This is a genomic window from Sphingobium sp. B10D7B, from assembly GCF_025961955.1.
Lineage (GTDB): Bacteria > Pseudomonadota > Alphaproteobacteria > Sphingomonadales > Sphingomonadaceae > Sphingobium.
Map to the genome: position 1 here is coordinate 2578575 of NZ_JAOQOQ010000001.1, position 13682 is coordinate 2592256.

Annotated in this window: 15 protein-coding genes; 10 read left to right on the top strand and 5 right to left on the bottom strand. The window is 65.9% G+C overall.

The annotated features are described in order from the left end of the window. Positions 1 to 11: 11 nt before the first annotated feature. Positions 12 to 248, bottom strand: a complete 237-nt coding sequence (locus tag M2331_RS12240; RefSeq protein ID WP_181560534.1) for a twin transmembrane helix small protein — start codon at positions 246 to 248, stop codon at positions 12 to 14. A gap of 24 nt (positions 249 to 272) precedes the next feature. Further along, the gene (gene gluQRS / locus M2331_RS12245) at positions 273 to 1163 is read right to left on the bottom strand and encodes a tRNA glutamyl-Q(34) synthetase GluQRS (RefSeq protein WP_181560535.1); all 891 of its coding nucleotides are present in this window, start codon (positions 1161 to 1163) and stop codon (positions 273 to 275) included. A gap of 96 nt (positions 1164 to 1259) precedes the next feature. On the opposite strand from gluQRS, the gene M2331_RS12250 reads away from it, so the two are divergent. Then, positions 1260 to 1826, top strand: coding sequence for an HNH endonuclease (locus tag M2331_RS12250; RefSeq protein WP_181560536.1), 567 nt, complete (start codon positions 1260 to 1262; stop codon positions 1824 to 1826). A 60-nt stretch (positions 1827 to 1886) separates the two neighbouring features. Then, positions 1887 to 3170 carry a UDP-N-acetylglucosamine 1-carboxyvinyltransferase gene (gene murA, locus M2331_RS12255; protein WP_181560537.1) on the top strand — a complete coding sequence of 428 codons (1284 nt, stop codon included), beginning with the start codon at positions 1887 to 1889 and terminating at the stop codon, positions 3168 to 3170. 314 nt (positions 3171 to 3484) lie between these two features. On the opposite strand, the gene M2331_RS12260 is transcribed toward murA, so the two are convergent. Continuing rightward, positions 3485 to 4936, bottom strand: a complete 1452-nt coding sequence (locus M2331_RS12260) for a sigma-54-dependent transcriptional regulator (RefSeq protein ID WP_181560538.1) — start codon at positions 4934 to 4936, stop codon at positions 3485 to 3487. 147 nt (positions 4937 to 5083) lie between these two features. On the opposite strand from M2331_RS12260, the gene M2331_RS12265 reads away from it, so the two are divergent. From M2331_RS12265 to M2331_RS12300, 8 genes are all read left to right on the top strand, one after another. Then, the gene (locus M2331_RS12265; protein ID WP_181560539.1) at positions 5084 to 5206 is read left to right on the top strand and encodes an aa3-type cytochrome c oxidase subunit IV; all 123 of its coding nucleotides are present in this window, start codon (positions 5084 to 5086) and stop codon (positions 5204 to 5206) included. 23 nt (positions 5207 to 5229) lie between these two features. Further along, the gene (locus M2331_RS12270) at positions 5230 to 6366 is read left to right on the top strand and encodes a Re/Si-specific NAD(P)(+) transhydrogenase subunit alpha (RefSeq protein ID WP_181560540.1); all 1137 of its coding nucleotides are present in this window, start codon (positions 5230 to 5232) and stop codon (positions 6364 to 6366) included. Between the two features lie 24 nt (positions 6367 to 6390). Next, positions 6391 to 6675, top strand: coding sequence for an NAD(P) transhydrogenase subunit alpha (locus tag M2331_RS12275; protein ID WP_181560541.1), 285 nt, complete (start codon positions 6391 to 6393; stop codon positions 6673 to 6675). Further along, complete coding sequence (locus M2331_RS12280) at positions 6675 to 8093, top strand: NAD(P)(+) transhydrogenase (Re/Si-specific) subunit beta (RefSeq protein WP_181560542.1); 1419 nt, start codon at positions 6675 to 6677, stop codon at positions 8091 to 8093. Before M2331_RS12275 ends, M2331_RS12280 begins: the two co-directional genes overlap by 1 nt. Positions 8094 to 8112: 19 nt before the next feature. After that, positions 8113 to 8808, top strand: a complete 696-nt coding sequence (locus M2331_RS12285) for an aspartate/glutamate racemase family protein (RefSeq protein ID WP_181560543.1) — start codon at positions 8113 to 8115, stop codon at positions 8806 to 8808. An 89-nt stretch (positions 8809 to 8897) separates the two neighbouring features. After that, a complete protein-coding gene (locus M2331_RS12290; RefSeq protein ID WP_181560544.1) occupies positions 8898 to 9494 on the top strand; it encodes a nuclear transport factor 2 family protein in 597 nt (198 codons plus the stop codon). 23 nt (positions 9495 to 9517) lie between these two features. Continuing rightward, the gene (locus M2331_RS12295) at positions 9518 to 10054 is read left to right on the top strand and encodes a nuclear transport factor 2 family protein (RefSeq protein ID WP_181560545.1); all 537 of its coding nucleotides are present in this window, start codon (positions 9518 to 9520) and stop codon (positions 10052 to 10054) included. 15 nt (positions 10055 to 10069) lie between these two features. After that, the gene (locus M2331_RS12300) at positions 10070 to 10498 is read left to right on the top strand and encodes a VOC family protein (protein ID WP_181560546.1); all 429 of its coding nucleotides are present in this window, start codon (positions 10070 to 10072) and stop codon (positions 10496 to 10498) included. Positions 10499 to 10652: 154 nt separating this feature from the next. On the opposite strand, the gene lon is transcribed toward M2331_RS12300, so the two are convergent. Further along, positions 10653 to 13097 carry an endopeptidase La gene (gene lon, locus M2331_RS12305; protein WP_181560547.1) on the bottom strand — a complete coding sequence of 815 codons (2445 nt, stop codon included), beginning with the start codon at positions 13095 to 13097 and terminating at the stop codon, positions 10653 to 10655. Then, positions 13097 to 13513 carry an Hsp20/alpha crystallin family protein gene (locus M2331_RS12310; RefSeq protein WP_181560548.1) on the bottom strand — a complete coding sequence of 139 codons (417 nt, stop codon included), beginning with the start codon at positions 13511 to 13513 and terminating at the stop codon, positions 13097 to 13099. Before M2331_RS12310 ends, lon begins: the two co-directional genes overlap by 1 nt. Between the last annotated feature and the right edge of the window lie 169 nt (positions 13514 to 13682).

Below are 13682 nucleotides of genomic sequence, written 5' to 3' on the forward strand. Positions count from 1 at the left end.
ATGCAGGCCGCTTAGCGGCCGCTGTTGACCAGCAGCAAAATGGCCACGATCAGGATCGCGAGCGCCTGGAAGGTCACGCGGCCCATCATCGCCTTATTCTGGCGCAGGCTGGACTGGCTCGGGCCGGTGCCATCGCCTTTCAGCTCCGCCTCGGTCGTGCGCAGGAACGTCACGATGCCGCGAACGAGCATGAAAAGTGCGCCTAGCATGGCGAGCACCAGCAGGATGATCATGAGGGCATTGCCCATAGCTTGTCTCCTTGTGGCCCCGATTTAGGAGGCTTCGACCCTGATTCCAACCGGAAAGCGGCCAGCCCGCAAATCTTCGGCGAGCGCCGGCCCGGAAAGGCCCTGATCGCGCAGTTCCGCGAGGCTCAGGCCATCGGCGCGCTTGGCAAGGCGCTTGCCCGCCGCATCCACGATCAGCCTGTGATGCCGGTAGCGCGGACTGGGCAGGCCGAGCAGCGCCTGCAGGGTGCGATGGGCGTGGGTGGAAGCGAACACGTCCCGCCCCCGAATGACATGCGTGACGCCCTGCGCCGCATCGTCCACCACCACAGCAAGATGATAGCTGGCCGGCCGGTCCCGCCCCTTGATGATCAGATCGCCCAACGCGTCCGGCTCGACGGGGACGGTGCCGGCAAAATCATCCTGCCAGGCCAGTGGACCGGTGCGCGCCAGCGCGGCGCCCATGTCCAGCCGCCAGCTATGCGGATCGCCCGCCGCGATCCGTGCCGCGCGCTCGTCCGGCGACAGCGCGCGGCAGGTGCCGGGATAGAGCGGCCCGTCGGCGCCATGCGGGGCGTGGAGGCTTGCGGCCAGTTCCCGCGCGATATCCCCGCGCGTGCAGAAGCAGGGGTAGACGACGCCCGTTGCCTTGAGTCGGTCCAGCGCCTCTTCATAGGCATCGAACCGCGCGGATTGGATCACCAACCCATCCCAGCCGATGCCGAGCCAGCGCAGGTCTTCGTAAATACCCTCGGTGAATTCGGGCCGGCAGCGGGTGACGTCGGTATCCTCGATGCGCAGCAGGAAGGTGCCGTCATTTTCCCGCGCGAAGTCATGGGCCTGCAGCGCCGACCAGCCATGGCCGATGTGCAGGCGCCCGGTCGGGCTGGGCGCGAAACGGGTCACCACATGTCGTGGAGAGTCGTTTTCCATCATACAAGGCCTTGACGAAGACTCATCGTCTCTGCTGTCATATGCACGTCACGCTTCTCTTGGAGAGAGTGCGGCGAAACGAAAGGGGCAAGAGCGCGCATGTATCATCCCGATCGAATACGCCATCCAGAAAATTGCCCGGCGCTCGTGTTGAACGCCGATTACACCCCGCTTTCTTATTATCCGCTGAGCCTCTGGCCCTGGCAAACCGCCATCAAGGCGGTTTTTTTGGATCGGGTGGACATCGTCTCCAGCTATGAGCAGGAAGTTCATTCGCCGAGTTTCCAGATGCAAATCCCGTCGGTGATCGCGCTAAAGCAATATGTGCGGCCGAGCGAGCATCCCGCCTTCACCCGGTTCAACCTCTTCCTGCGCGACAAATTCTCCTGCCAATATTGCGGATCGACCAAGGATCTCACCTTCGATCACGTCGTGCCACGCCGCGCCGGGGGCCGCACGACCTGGGAGAATGTCGCCACCGCCTGCTCGCCGTGCAACCTCAAGAAAGGCGGGCGCACCCCGCGCGAGGCGCATATGCCGCTGCGCCAATTGCCGATCCGGCCGACGACCTGGCAGTTGCAGGACCATGGCCGCGCCTTCCCGCCCAACCATCTGCACGAGAGCTGGCACGACTGGCTCTACTGGGATGTGGAACTGCTGGCCTGAGCCAGGACCCCGTCTCCGCCTGCCCCTTGCACGCGGCTCTGGAGCCGCTAAGAAGCCGCGATGGACCGTATCCTCATCCGCGGCGGCAAGCCGCTCTCCGGCAAACTCCCGATCTCCGGCGCGAAGAACGCCGCGCTGACGCTGCTGCCTTGCGCGCTGCTGACCGAGGAGCCGGTGACCCTGCGCAACCTGCCCCGTCTGGCGGACGTGGACAGCTTTGGCCATCTGCTCAACCAGCTTGGCGTCTCGACCACCATCGAGGGATCGCGGCAGGAAGATTTCGGCCGGGTGATGACGCTCAAGGCCGCGCGCGTCACCTCATCGGTCGCGCCCTATGACATCGTGCGCAAGATGCGCGCCTCCATCGTCGTGCTGGGGCCGCTGCTCGCCCGCACCGGCGAGGCGACCGTTTCGCTGCCCGGCGGCTGCGCCATCGGCAATCGCCCCATCGACTTCCACCTGCGCGCGTTCGAGACGCTCGGTGCGACGATCGAGATGGCCAATGGCTATGTCCGCGCCATTGCGCCGGATGGCGGCCTCAAGGGCGCGCTCGTTACCCTGCCCTTCCCCTCCGTCGGCGCGACCGAGAACACGCTGATGGCGGCCGCGCTCGCCAATGGCGAGACGATCATCGAGAATGCGGCGCGCGAGCCGGAGATTGTCGACCTGTGCGGCCTGCTCGTCGCCATGGGCTGCGAGATCGAGGGCGTCGGCACGGACCGGATCGTCATCCACGGCAAGCAGCGCCTCTATGGCACCACCTATCGGGTGATGGCAGACCGCATCGAGGCCGGCAGCTATGCCTGCGCCGCCGCGATCACCGGCGGGGAGCTGGATCTGATCGGCGCCAATGCCGATGACATGCACGCGATCCTCAAGGGCCTGCGCGATGCCGGCGTCCACATTGAGGAAAGCAAGACCGGCATCAAGGTCGCGGCCGATGGCCCGCTGAAGCCGCTGACGCTGACCACGGCGCCGCATCCCGGCTTCCCCACCGACATGCAGGCGCAATTCATGGCGATGCTGACACTGGCCGGTGGCGCGAGCGTGCTCACCGAAACGATCTTCGAGAACCGCTACATGCACGTGCCCGAGCTCGCCCGCATGGGTGCCGATATCACCGTGAATGGCCGCACCGCCGTGGTGCGCGGTGTCGAGAAGCTGACCGGCGCCCCCGTGATGGCGACCGACCTGCGCGCCTCGATGAGCCTGATCCTCGCCGGCCTCGCCGCACAAGGCGAGACGGTGGTGAGCCGCGTCTACCATCTCGACCGGGGCTATGAGCGGCTGGAAGAGAAACTGAGCGCGGTCGGCGCCGACATCGAGCGCGACAGCGACGGGTAAGCTCGCGACGGCTAGGCTCGCGCCGGCCGTGCAATCCCCGGCTGAGTGACGTCTGCAGACAAACCCAGATCCTCCCCTGAGCCTGCTCGGGGAGGGGGACCGCCGGCAAAGCTGGTGGTGGAGGGGTCAAAATCCAACGCTGCGCATCCGCCCCTCCACCATTTGCTACGCAAACGGTCCCCCTCCCCATGCGAGCATGGGGAGGAACTTGGAAGGCTGCCGCAAACCTCCCCTTTCGTCATTCCCGCGAATGCGGGAATGACGGTGAAGGCTATGCCGCCGATCTTACCAGTGCAGACTTAAAACGGTGCCGCTCAGGCCGCGGTATCGATGCCCAGTTCCGCGAGCTTGCGATACAGCGTCGAGCGGCCGATGCCGAGGCGACGCGCCACTTCCGTCATGCGGCCGCGATAATGGCCGATGGCGAGGCGAATGACGTCGGCCTCGATATCGGCCAGCGCGCGCAAATGGCCGTTCGGCTCGTAGAGCGTGATGCCAATGCCGCTCTCCTGCGCGTTGCGGACCATGGGCGTGACCTGCCCGTTCTCGCGCCGCACCGGCTCGCTCTGGTTGAGCTTGCCGGAGAGTTGCGGGAAATCCGCCGCCGTGAGGGCATCCCCCTCGCACAGCACAGCCGCGCGGAAGAGCGTGTTGTGCAACTGACGGACATTGCCCGGCCAATCGTGCAGGGCGAGCAGGTTGATCGCCTCATTGGTGATGCCGAGGCTGCGCATCCCCGGCTGCGCGACAACCCGCTCCAGCAGATGACGCGCCAGCGCGGGAATATCACCGCGACGATCCCGCAGCGGCGGAATGGTCAGCTGGACGACGTTGAGGCGGTAATAAAGGTCTTCGCGGAAACGCCCCGCCTCCACCTCGTCGAGCAGCCGCTTGTTGGTCGCCGCGATCACGCGGACATCGACCTGACTGGGCAGGCGCGCGCCGACCGGCTGGATCTCGCCATCCTGGAGCACGCGCAGCAGCTTGACCTGCGCATCGAGCGGCAATTCGCTGATCTCATCGAGAAAGATCGTGCCGCCATTGGCAGTGCTGAACTTGCCGACATGCCGATCGAACGCGCCAGTAAAGGCGCCGCGTTCGTGGCCAAACAGGTCCGATTCGACCAGATTCGACGGAATCGCGCCGCAATTGACCGTGACCATCGGCGCGCGGGCGCGCGGACTGGCGGCGTGGATGGCGTGGGCGATGACTTCCTTGCCGACACCGCTTTCCCCCTCGATGAGGATGGGCACGCGGGCACGCGCCGCCTTGGCGGCGATGGCGAGCGCAGAGCGGAAGGTGGGCGAGGAGCCGACGATCTCGTCGAAGCCGAGCGGCGTCCGGTTCTTCTCGGTCAGCGGACGCAATTCGCCCGCACTACCGGCATGGTTGAGCGCAGCCTGCAGCGCGCTCAGGAAACTGTCCGGCGCGATCGGCTTGATGAGGAAATCATGCGCGCCGGCCCGCATCGCATCCACCGCCCGCTCGGCAGAGCCATTGGCGGTGATGACCAGAACCGGCAATTGCGGGCGACGGACGCCGATGGCACGGATGAGGTCGCTGGCCTCGCCTTCCTGCGTCCAGTCGTCGATCATCACGGCATTGATGCGCGCGCCTTCACGGGAATCGAGCACCTCGAGCGCATCCTCCGCCGTGCTCGCGCTCATCGCGCGCCAGCCCGCCCGATGGGCCATGGCAATATTGAGTCGGCGCTGCGCCGGCTCATCATCGACCAGCAGCAGAACAGGATTTTCGGGATCGGTCATGCTCTCTTCCGCTCGTTGCAGCCGACGGAATTAAAGAGAGGGGGTAAAGAGGCTGTTAAGCCGACCTGTCTTTGCGGCAAGCTGCTTGAGGCCGCCAAATAATGCCGCTAGGACATTGCGAAGACGACAATCTGGAACAGGATAGCCATGGCGCACGAACAGGACATGAATCAGGCAACCGGCAGCTACAGCGGCTTCGTGACGCTGATGAAGTGGGGCACGATTCTCAGCGCAATCGCCGCGCTCATCGTCATCATGATCATCGCCTGATCCCTCCGAACGGGGGGATGTTCATGAAAATCGCCGTCATTCGCGAGACCGCCGCTGGCGAGCGGCGCGTGGCCGCGTCGCCCGAAACCGTCCGCAAGTTCAAGGCGCTCGGTGCGGAGCTGGCGGTGGAAACGGGGGCGGGCCTTTCTGCCAGCGTCTCCGATGCCGAGTATGAGGCCGCTGGCGCCACGGTGACCGACCGGGCCGCCACCGTGCAGAACGCGGGCATTATCCTGTGCGTGCAGGGGCCGGAGCCCGAGAGCATTGCGGGCGCGGCGCCGGGGGCATGGCTGGTCGGATCGCTCAACCCATTTGGCGAGCGCGCGCGGATCGATCGTTATGCGGCCGCCGGGCTGGAAGCGCTGGCCATGGAGTTCATGCCGCGCATCACCCGCGCGCAGAGCATGGACATTCTCTCCTCCCAGTCCAACCTCTCGGGCTACAAGGCGGTGCTGGACGCCGCCGCCGAATATGGCCGCGCCTTCCCGATGATGATGACGGCGGCCGGCACCGTGTCCGCCGCACGCGTCTTCGTGATGGGTGTGGGCGTCGCAGGCCTGCAGGCCATCGCCACCGCCCGCCGGCTCGGCGCGCAGGTGAGCGCGACGGACGTGCGCGCCGCGACCAAGGAACAGATCGAATCGCTCGGCGCCAAGCCGATCTTCGTCGATGCGGTGAAGGGCATCGAGGGCGAAGGCAGCGGCGGCTATGCCACCGAAATGTCGCCGGAATATCAGAAGGCGCAGGCCGAGCTGGTCTCCAGTCATATCGCCAAGCAGGACATCGTGATCACCACCGCGCTGATCCCTGGCCGCGCGGCGCCGCGCCTGATCTCGGACGCGCAGATCGCGACGATGAAGCCGGGCAGCGTGATCGTGGATCTGGCTGTCGAGCAGGGCGGCAATGTCGAGGGCGCGGTGCCAGGCGAAATCGCCCTGCGCCATGGGGTGAAGATCGTCGGCCACCGCAACATGCCCTCGCGCCTCGCGGCGGACACCTCGGCGCTGTTCGCGCGCAATCTCTATAATTTCCTGTCCGCTTATTGGGACAAGGACGCCAATGCGCCGGTGCTGCCGGATGACGACGAGATCGTGAAAGGCATCCGCATCACCCAGGGCGGCAAGGTGGTGAACGAGAGGCTGCAGACAAGCAGCACCTAGTCTCCATGGGAGGGGACCAGAATCATGGACTTCATTGCAGTTCTTTCGATCTTCGTGCTGGCCTGCTTCGTCGGCTATTATGTCGTGTGGTCGGTCACGCCTGCGCTGCATACGCCGCTGATGGCGGTGACCAACGCGATTTCCTCTGTCATCATCGTCGGCGCGCTCATCGCGGCGGCGGAGGCTGGCAATCCGCTGGCTGAATGGCTGGGGCTGATCGGTGTGGTGCTCGCCTCCATCAACATCTTCGGCGGCTTTGCCGTGACCGAGCGGATGCTGGCGATGTACAAGAAGAAGGAGCGCAAGTGATGCTGGCGTTCCTGCCTGTCGGGCCGCTGGCGGCCCTCGCCTATCTCATTTCAGGCGTGCTGTTCATTCTGGCGCTGCGCGGCCTCTCCAACCCGGAGAGCAGCCGGCGCGGCAATCGCTTCGGCATGCTCGGCATGTTCATCGCCGTGGGTACCACCGTGGCGACGCATGATGCGGTGGCGATGCCGCGCATCGGCGTGGCGATCATCATCGGCGGCGTGCTCGGTTTCGTGATCGCGCGGCGGATTGCCATGACGGCGATGCCGCAGCTCGTCGCGGCCTTTCACAGCCTTGTCGGCCTTGCCGCCGTGCTGGTCGGCGTCGCCGCCTTCCTCAGCCCGGTGTCCTTCGGCATTGCTGACGAGCTGACCGGGGCGATCCATGCCGTCAGCCGCATCGAGATGGCGCTGGGCGTGGCAATCGGCGCGATCACCTTCTCGGGCTCGGTCATCGCCTTCCTCAAGCTCAACGGCAATATGAGCGGCAAGCCCATCCTGCTGCCGGGGCGCCACATCATCAACATCGGCACGCTGCTGGCGATCCTCTTCTTCACCTACGGCTTCTGGCACAGCCAGGCGCCGATGGACTTCTGGATCATCCTCGTTCTCGCCTTCGTCATCGGCTTCCTGCTCATCATCCCCATTGGCGGGGCCGACATGCCGGTCGTGGTCTCGATGCTGAACAGCTATTCCGGCTGGGCGGCCGCCGCCATGGGCTTCACGCTCGGCAACAGCGCGATGATCATCACCGGGGCGCTGGTCGGCTCCTCGGGCGCGATCCTCAGCTACATCATGTGCAAGGCGATGAACCGCAGCTTCATTTCCGTGATTGCCGGCGGCTTCGGCGCGGAAGCGGCGAGCGGCGATAGCGAGGCCAAGGAGCAGCGCCCGTGGAAGCGCGGCAGCGCGGAAGACGCGGCGTTCCTGATGAAGCAGGCGGATAGCGTCATCATCGTGCCCGGATACGGCATGGCCGTCTCCCAAGCGCAGCACGCGCTGCGCGAGATGGGCGACATGCTCAAGGCGGAGGGCGTGAGCGTCAAATATGCCATCCACCCGGTGGCAGGCCGCATGCCTGGCCATATGAACGTGCTGCTGGCCGAAGCCAATGTGCCTTATGACGAGGTGTTCGAGCTGGAGGACATCAACAGCGAGTTCGCGCAGACCGACGTTGCCTTCGTCATCGGCGCCAATGACGTGACCAATCCCGCGGCCAAGACGGACAAGTCCTCGCCGATCTATGGTATGCCCATCCTCGATGTGGCCAATGCCAAGACCGTGCTGTTCGTGAAGCGCTCCATGGGCGGCGTGGGCTATGCGGGGGTGGACAATGACGTCTTCTACATGGACAACACGATGATGCTGCTCGCCGATGCCAAGAAGATGGTCGAAGAGATCGTCAAGTCGCTCGGGCACTGACACGCAAGATGGAGTTTTGATGCGCAAGCTTGGACTGATCGGTGGCATCTCCTGGACGTCCACGGCCCGCTATTACGACCTCATCAACCGATCCGTGCAGCGCGAACTGGGCGGGCTGCACAGCGCGACGCTGCTGATCGACAGCCTCGACTTTGCCGATGTCGCCCGCTGCGCCTCGGCCAATGACTGGGATTGCGGGGCCGGCCACATGGTCGGCGCAGCCAAGCGGCTGCAGGCAGCCGGTGCGGAAGCGCTGATGATCTGCGCCAACAGCCTGCACAAGGTGGTGCCGCAGATCGGGGCGAGCGTGGACCTGCCGGTCATCCACATCATCGACGAGATTGGCGCGCGGCTGAAGACGGACAAGGTGAAATCGGTCGCGCTGGTCGGCACCAGCAATGTGATGAGCGACCGGGATTATCGCCAGCATCTGGTACAGGAAGGCGGCGTCTCACTGCTGCCAGCCGAGGCCGATCTGGCCGAGGGCATCGACAAGCTCGTCTATACCGAACTGGCTGCCGGCATCATCACCCGCGAGGCCGAGCGCTACATGAAGACCGAGCTGACCAACATCGCCAAGGAGGATGTGCAGGCCGTGGTCCTGGCCTGCACGGAGCTCGACCTGATCGTGGACGTGAACGCCAATGTGCTGCCGATCTACGACAGCACGACCATCCATGCCGAGGCCGGCGCCCGCTTCGTGCTGGGCAAATAGCCGGACCGCTTTGGGCTTGTGCCGGGGTTCGCGCCGGGCAATACATACGGTCCTAATGGTTTGAAAGACCAAGCGAGAGGATCTGCCCGATGCAAGTCTCCCCGACCAAGATCTCGTTGCCTTTGATCGCCGCCGCGCTGCTGCTGAGCACGGCGCCCGCTTATGCCCAGATGCGAGCACTCAATGACGCGGTGGTGGCGCATCCCGACCCCGAATCGCTGTTCACCAGCCCGGACCCGAAGCTGCATCGCAACAAGCAGGCCGCGCTCAAGATCGTGAAGGAGCTGCTGGAGGCCAATCACTGGGACCGCGCGCCGCTCTACCTCACCGATCGCTACATCCAGCATAATCCGATGGCGGGATCGGGCCTCAAGGCGGTGATGGACTTCTTCATGAACGTCGCCAAGCGCACACCCACGCCGATCCCCGAAAAGATGAAGACGCCGGTAGTGGCGGTGCAGGCCGAGGGCGACTTGGTGACCGTCAGCTTCGTGCGCGACGTGCCCTATCCGGGCGATCCCTCCAAGACCTACACGACGACCTGGTTCGACATGTGGCGCTTTGTCGATGGCAAGGCCGACGAGCATTGGGATCCCGCAACACTGCCCGCCGCCCCGCCGCCCGCGCCAGCCCCGGCGGCGGCCCCCGCTGCGCCGTCCCAGCCCGTGCCGCCGCCCGCCGGCTGAACAATCGAACAGGGAGAGGACCGATGACGACACGCACAACCCTGACCGGTGTGGCGCTGGGCGCGCTCATGCTCGCCGCGCAGCCCGCCCCGCTGCTCGCGCAACATGCCGGGCATGGCGATCAGGCCGATCACGCCCGCATCCTGCAAGAAGTGCAGGACCGCACCCAGATCGAGAAGCTGATGTGGGATTATGTGCGCGCGGCCGACAGCTTGAATGCCGAGGCCTATGCCGCGCAGTTCACGCCCGACGGCGCGTTCAACGACGTCAAGGGCAGCGAGGCGCTGCGCAAGATGATCACCGCCATGAAGACCAGCCAAGAGGAGCGCCGGGCCAAGGGCGAGCATATCGGCTCGATGCACCACATGATGAGCAACCAGACCATCACCTTCATCGACCGCGACCATGCGCAGGTGAATTACTACTGGCAGACGGTGTTCGCCGACCGCGCGCTCAATCCTCCGCCGCGCCTCGCCGCCGCCGGTCGCGGACGCGACGACGTGGTGCGCGTTAACGGCAAGTGGCTGATCCAGCTGCGCAATGTCGCGGTAAAGGACTAAGAGCGGAGGCCGCCCGTGCAGCAACAGGTCGCCGTCATCACGCTGGGCATCGGCGATCTGGCACGCGCGGGGCGCTTTTATCGCGAGGGTTTCGGCTGGACGCCGGTATACGAGGGGGAGGACATCCTCTTCTACCAGATGAACGGCTTCGTCCTCGGGCTTTGGGCGAAGGACGCGCTGGCGCAGGACATGCGGCGCCCGGTGGCTGGTGACGGGTCCACCGCCCCTTTCGCGCTGGCGCATAATGTCGCGACGCAGGCGGAGGTCGCGCCGCTGATTGCCCGGCTTGTCGAGGCCGGCGGCGAGCTGCTGCGCGCCGCCGACGCGCCGCCCCATGGCGGCATGCGCGGCTATGTTGCCGATCCGGACGGCCATGCCTGGGAGATTGCGTGGAACCCGGCCTGGCCGATCGATGCCGAGGGGCGCGTGACCTTCGCGCTTTGAATGGGGGTTAAGCTGTTTGTGCGCGCCTTAGCCCCTCCCCTTCAGAGGAGGGGTTGGGGTAGGGCTCAACCACCACGGATGTTCGCAATGCGAGCGATGCTGCGCATCGCCCCCACCCCCTTCCCCTCCCCTGAAGGGGAGGGGCTGATGGACGTCAGGCGTCCGTCGGCTCGGCAGGCTCCTTGGCAAGCAAGATCGGATCGTCCAGCCCCGCCGCGAGCGCATCCTCGACTGTCTCCAGCCAGATGAACTCCAGCTTCTCCCGCGCATTGGCGGGAATGTCGTCATAGTCGCGCTTGTTACGGGCGGGGAGCATGACGCGGGTGATGCCGGCACTCGCGGCGGCGACGACCTTCTCCTTGATACCGCCTACCGGCAGCACAAGACCGCGCAGGGAAATCTCCCCGGTCATCGAGGTATCGCTGCGCACCGTGCGGCCGGTGAGCAGGGAGGTGAGCGCCATGAACATGGCGACGCCCGCGCTTGGCCCGTCCTTGGGCGTGGCGCCGGCGGGGACATGGACGTGAATGTCGCTCTTCTCCAACAGCTCCGCCGAGACGCCGAGGCTGTCGGCCCGGCTCTTGAGCAAGCTCAGCGCCGCCTGCGCGCTTTCCTTCATCACGTCGCCGAGCTGGCCGGTGAGGATGAGCCGGCCGGAGCCGGACATCTTCGTTGCCTCGATGAACAGGATGTCGCCGCCGACGGGCGTCCAGGCCATGCCGGTGGCCACGCCGGGCACGCTGGTGCGCTGCGCCACCTCATTCTCGAAGATGCGGTCGCCCAGCACCTCGTGCAGATCATCGACGTCGATGGAGACCTGCGCGGCGCTGCCCTCGGCAATCCGCACGGCGGCGTTGCGGATGGTCTTGCCGATCTCCCGCTCCAGGTTCCGCACGCCCGCCTCGCGGGTGTAGTAGCGGATGATCTCGCTCAGCACGGCATCGTCCACCGTCACCTGCTCGGCCGTGACGCCATTGGCGGCGAGCTGGCGCGCGACGAGATAGCGCTGGGCAATCGCCAGCTTCTCATCCTCGGTATAGCCCGAGAGGGTGATGATCTCCATGCGGTCGCGCAGCGGGCCGGGGATGGTCTCCAGCATGTTGGCCGTGGCGATGAACACCACCCGCGAGAGATCGAACGGCACGCCGAGATAATTGTCCCGGAAGCTGCCATTCTGCTCGGGGTCGAGCACTTCGAGCATGGCGGCGGAGGGATCGCCCTGCACGCCGCGCCCCATCTTGTCGATCTCGTCCAGCATGATGACGCAATCGCGCCGCCCGGCCTTGCGGATTGCCTGGATGATGTTGCCCGGCATGGCGCCGACATAGGTCCGGCGGTGGCCGCGGATCTCCGACTCGTCATGCACGCCGCCCAGACTCACGCGCTCGAACGGGCGGCCCATGGCCCGCGCGATGGACTGGCCCAGCGAGGTCTTGCCGACGCCGGGCGGGCCGGCGAAGCACAGGATCGGCGCCTTGCCGCCGGGCGCGAGCTTGCGCACGGCGAGATATTCGACGATCCGCCGCTTGATCTTGTCGAGGCCATAATGATCCGCATCGAGCGTCTCGCGCGCCTTGGCGATGTCGATGGGCTGCTCCTCGGGAATGTCCCACGGCAGCTCCGTCAGCCAGTCGAGATAGGTGCGGATGATGCCATGTTCAGCGGCGGCCTCGGGCATCCGCTCGAGCCGGCGCAGTTCCTTGCGCGCTTCCTTCTCGACCGCCTCGGGCATCTTGGCGGCCTCGATCTTCTCGGTCAGCTCCGCGATTTCCGCCGCACGGCCATCATCCTCGCCAAGCTGGCGCTGGATCGCGGCCATCTGCTCGCGCAGGATCGCCTCGCGCTGGCGGCTGGTCAGCGTCTCCTGCACGTCCTTGCCGATCTCGGCCGAGAGGCGCAACACCTGCAGGCGCTGCTCCAGCAGGCGTGAGACACGGTCCAGCCGCGCAGGCAACGAGACAGTCTCAAGCAGTTCCTGCTTCTGGGTGGTATCCACGTCCAGATAGGCGGACACGGTATCGGCCAGCGTCGATGCCGACGCGATGTTCTGGATCGCCTCAGCCAGACCCTGCGGCGCCTGCGGCAGCAGCTGCACCGTTTCCAGCGCCTGTTTGCGCACATGGATCAGCCGCGCCTCGACGTCCGGCGTCTTGTCCTCCTGCTCGTCGAGCTTCTCGACCCGCGCGACCATGAACGGCCAGCCTTCCAGAAACTCCACGATGCGAAAGCGCGTTTCCCCCTGCAGGATGAGGTGATGGGTGTCATCGGGCGCCGTCACATAGCGCAGCACATTGGCGAGCGTGCCCATGGCGTGCATGTCCGCCGGGACGGGCGCGTCGACGCCGGCATCGCGTTGGGTGAGCACGCCAATCGGCAGGCTCTCGCGCACCGCCGCCTGTGCAGCGTTGACCGAGATCGCGCGGCTGAGCGCCAGCGGCATCACCACATCGGGGAACAGCACGAAGCCGCGCACGGGGACGATGATGATCGCATCCTCCGGCAGCGTCCGGAAAGGCTGCGTCTCGCCGGGCGCGGCGCCCTGGGGCTGCGCGGCGCCGGTGGACGTGGGATTGGCGGTGTTCGTGGTCAAAACTTCCATCAGAAGCGGCCTCCATCGACCTTGCTGAGCGTAACGAGCAGGCAGCCATTCACGGCGGTGCGACGCACACCGTGATACTGGCCGCCGGGTAACGGAAGGCGACGCTCGAAGCGGCCCTGCGGCAGTTCGAGGCGATGAATGCGCGCGGTGCGCAGCTCCGGCGGCAGGATGCGCTGGCCGCGCACGATGAGCACGCCATCCTCGATGAACGCCTCCGCCTTCTCGGCATCGACGCCGGGCAGCGCGACTATGGCCAGCACCTCATGCGCCGTCTCGATCATGTCGGCGGGCGGCTCCCAGGCCGGCGGACCGCTGGCGGCGCGGACGGGCGCGTAATTCTGCTGCTGGAGGCGCTGCATGCGATCCAGCAGGTCGACCGCATCGGCCCACATCCAGTGCCTGTTCCGCGAAGTCATGCGCGCCCTCTTCCCCATGGCTCACCGGGCGAGATGCGCGGCGTGCATCCAATAAGGTTGCTCGCCTGACCGATTTCAAGCCCGGGAGAAGGGGGCGGGAAGACTGGGCGGAGGACTGGAGGCGACACAGTGCTCCTGCGAAAGCAGGAGCCTAGAGCAGACAGGGTTG

Excerpts from the sequence above, each read along its gene's own strand:
- M2331_RS12240 (WP_181560534.1), bottom strand. The coding sequence starts at position 248 with ATGGGCAATGCCCTCATGATCATCCTGCTGGTGCTCGCCATGCTAGGC.
- gluQRS (WP_181560535.1), bottom strand. The coding sequence starts at position 1,163 with ATGATGGAAAACGACTCTCCACGACATGTGGTGACCCGTTTCGCGCCC.
- M2331_RS12250 (WP_181560536.1), top strand. The coding sequence starts at position 1,260 with ATGTATCATCCCGATCGAATACGCCATCCAGAAAATTGCCCGGCGCTC.
- murA (WP_181560537.1), top strand. The coding sequence starts at position 1,887 with ATGGACCGTATCCTCATCCGCGGCGGCAAGCCGCTCTCCGGCAAACTC.
- M2331_RS12260 (WP_181560538.1), bottom strand. The coding sequence starts at position 4,936 with ATGACCGATCCCGAAAATCCTGTTCTGCTGCTGGTCGATGATGAGCCG.
- M2331_RS12265 (WP_181560539.1), top strand. The coding sequence starts at position 5,084 with ATGGCGCACGAACAGGACATGAATCAGGCAACCGGCAGCTACAGCGGC.
- M2331_RS12270 (WP_181560540.1), top strand. The coding sequence starts at position 5,230 with ATGAAAATCGCCGTCATTCGCGAGACCGCCGCTGGCGAGCGGCGCGTG.
- M2331_RS12275 (WP_181560541.1), top strand. The coding sequence starts at position 6,391 with ATGGACTTCATTGCAGTTCTTTCGATCTTCGTGCTGGCCTGCTTCGTC.
- M2331_RS12280 (WP_181560542.1), top strand. The coding sequence starts at position 6,675 with ATGCTGGCGTTCCTGCCTGTCGGGCCGCTGGCGGCCCTCGCCTATCTC.
- M2331_RS12285 (WP_181560543.1), top strand. The coding sequence starts at position 8,113 with ATGCGCAAGCTTGGACTGATCGGTGGCATCTCCTGGACGTCCACGGCC.
- M2331_RS12290 (WP_181560544.1), top strand. The coding sequence starts at position 8,898 with ATGCAAGTCTCCCCGACCAAGATCTCGTTGCCTTTGATCGCCGCCGCG.
- M2331_RS12295 (WP_181560545.1), top strand. The coding sequence starts at position 9,518 with ATGACGACACGCACAACCCTGACCGGTGTGGCGCTGGGCGCGCTCATG.
- lon (WP_181560547.1), bottom strand. The coding sequence starts at position 13,097 with ATGGAAGTTTTGACCACGAACACCGCCAATCCCACGTCCACCGGCGCC.
- M2331_RS12310 (WP_181560548.1), bottom strand. The coding sequence starts at position 13,513 with ATGACTTCGCGGAACAGGCACTGGATGTGGGCCGATGCGGTCGACCTG.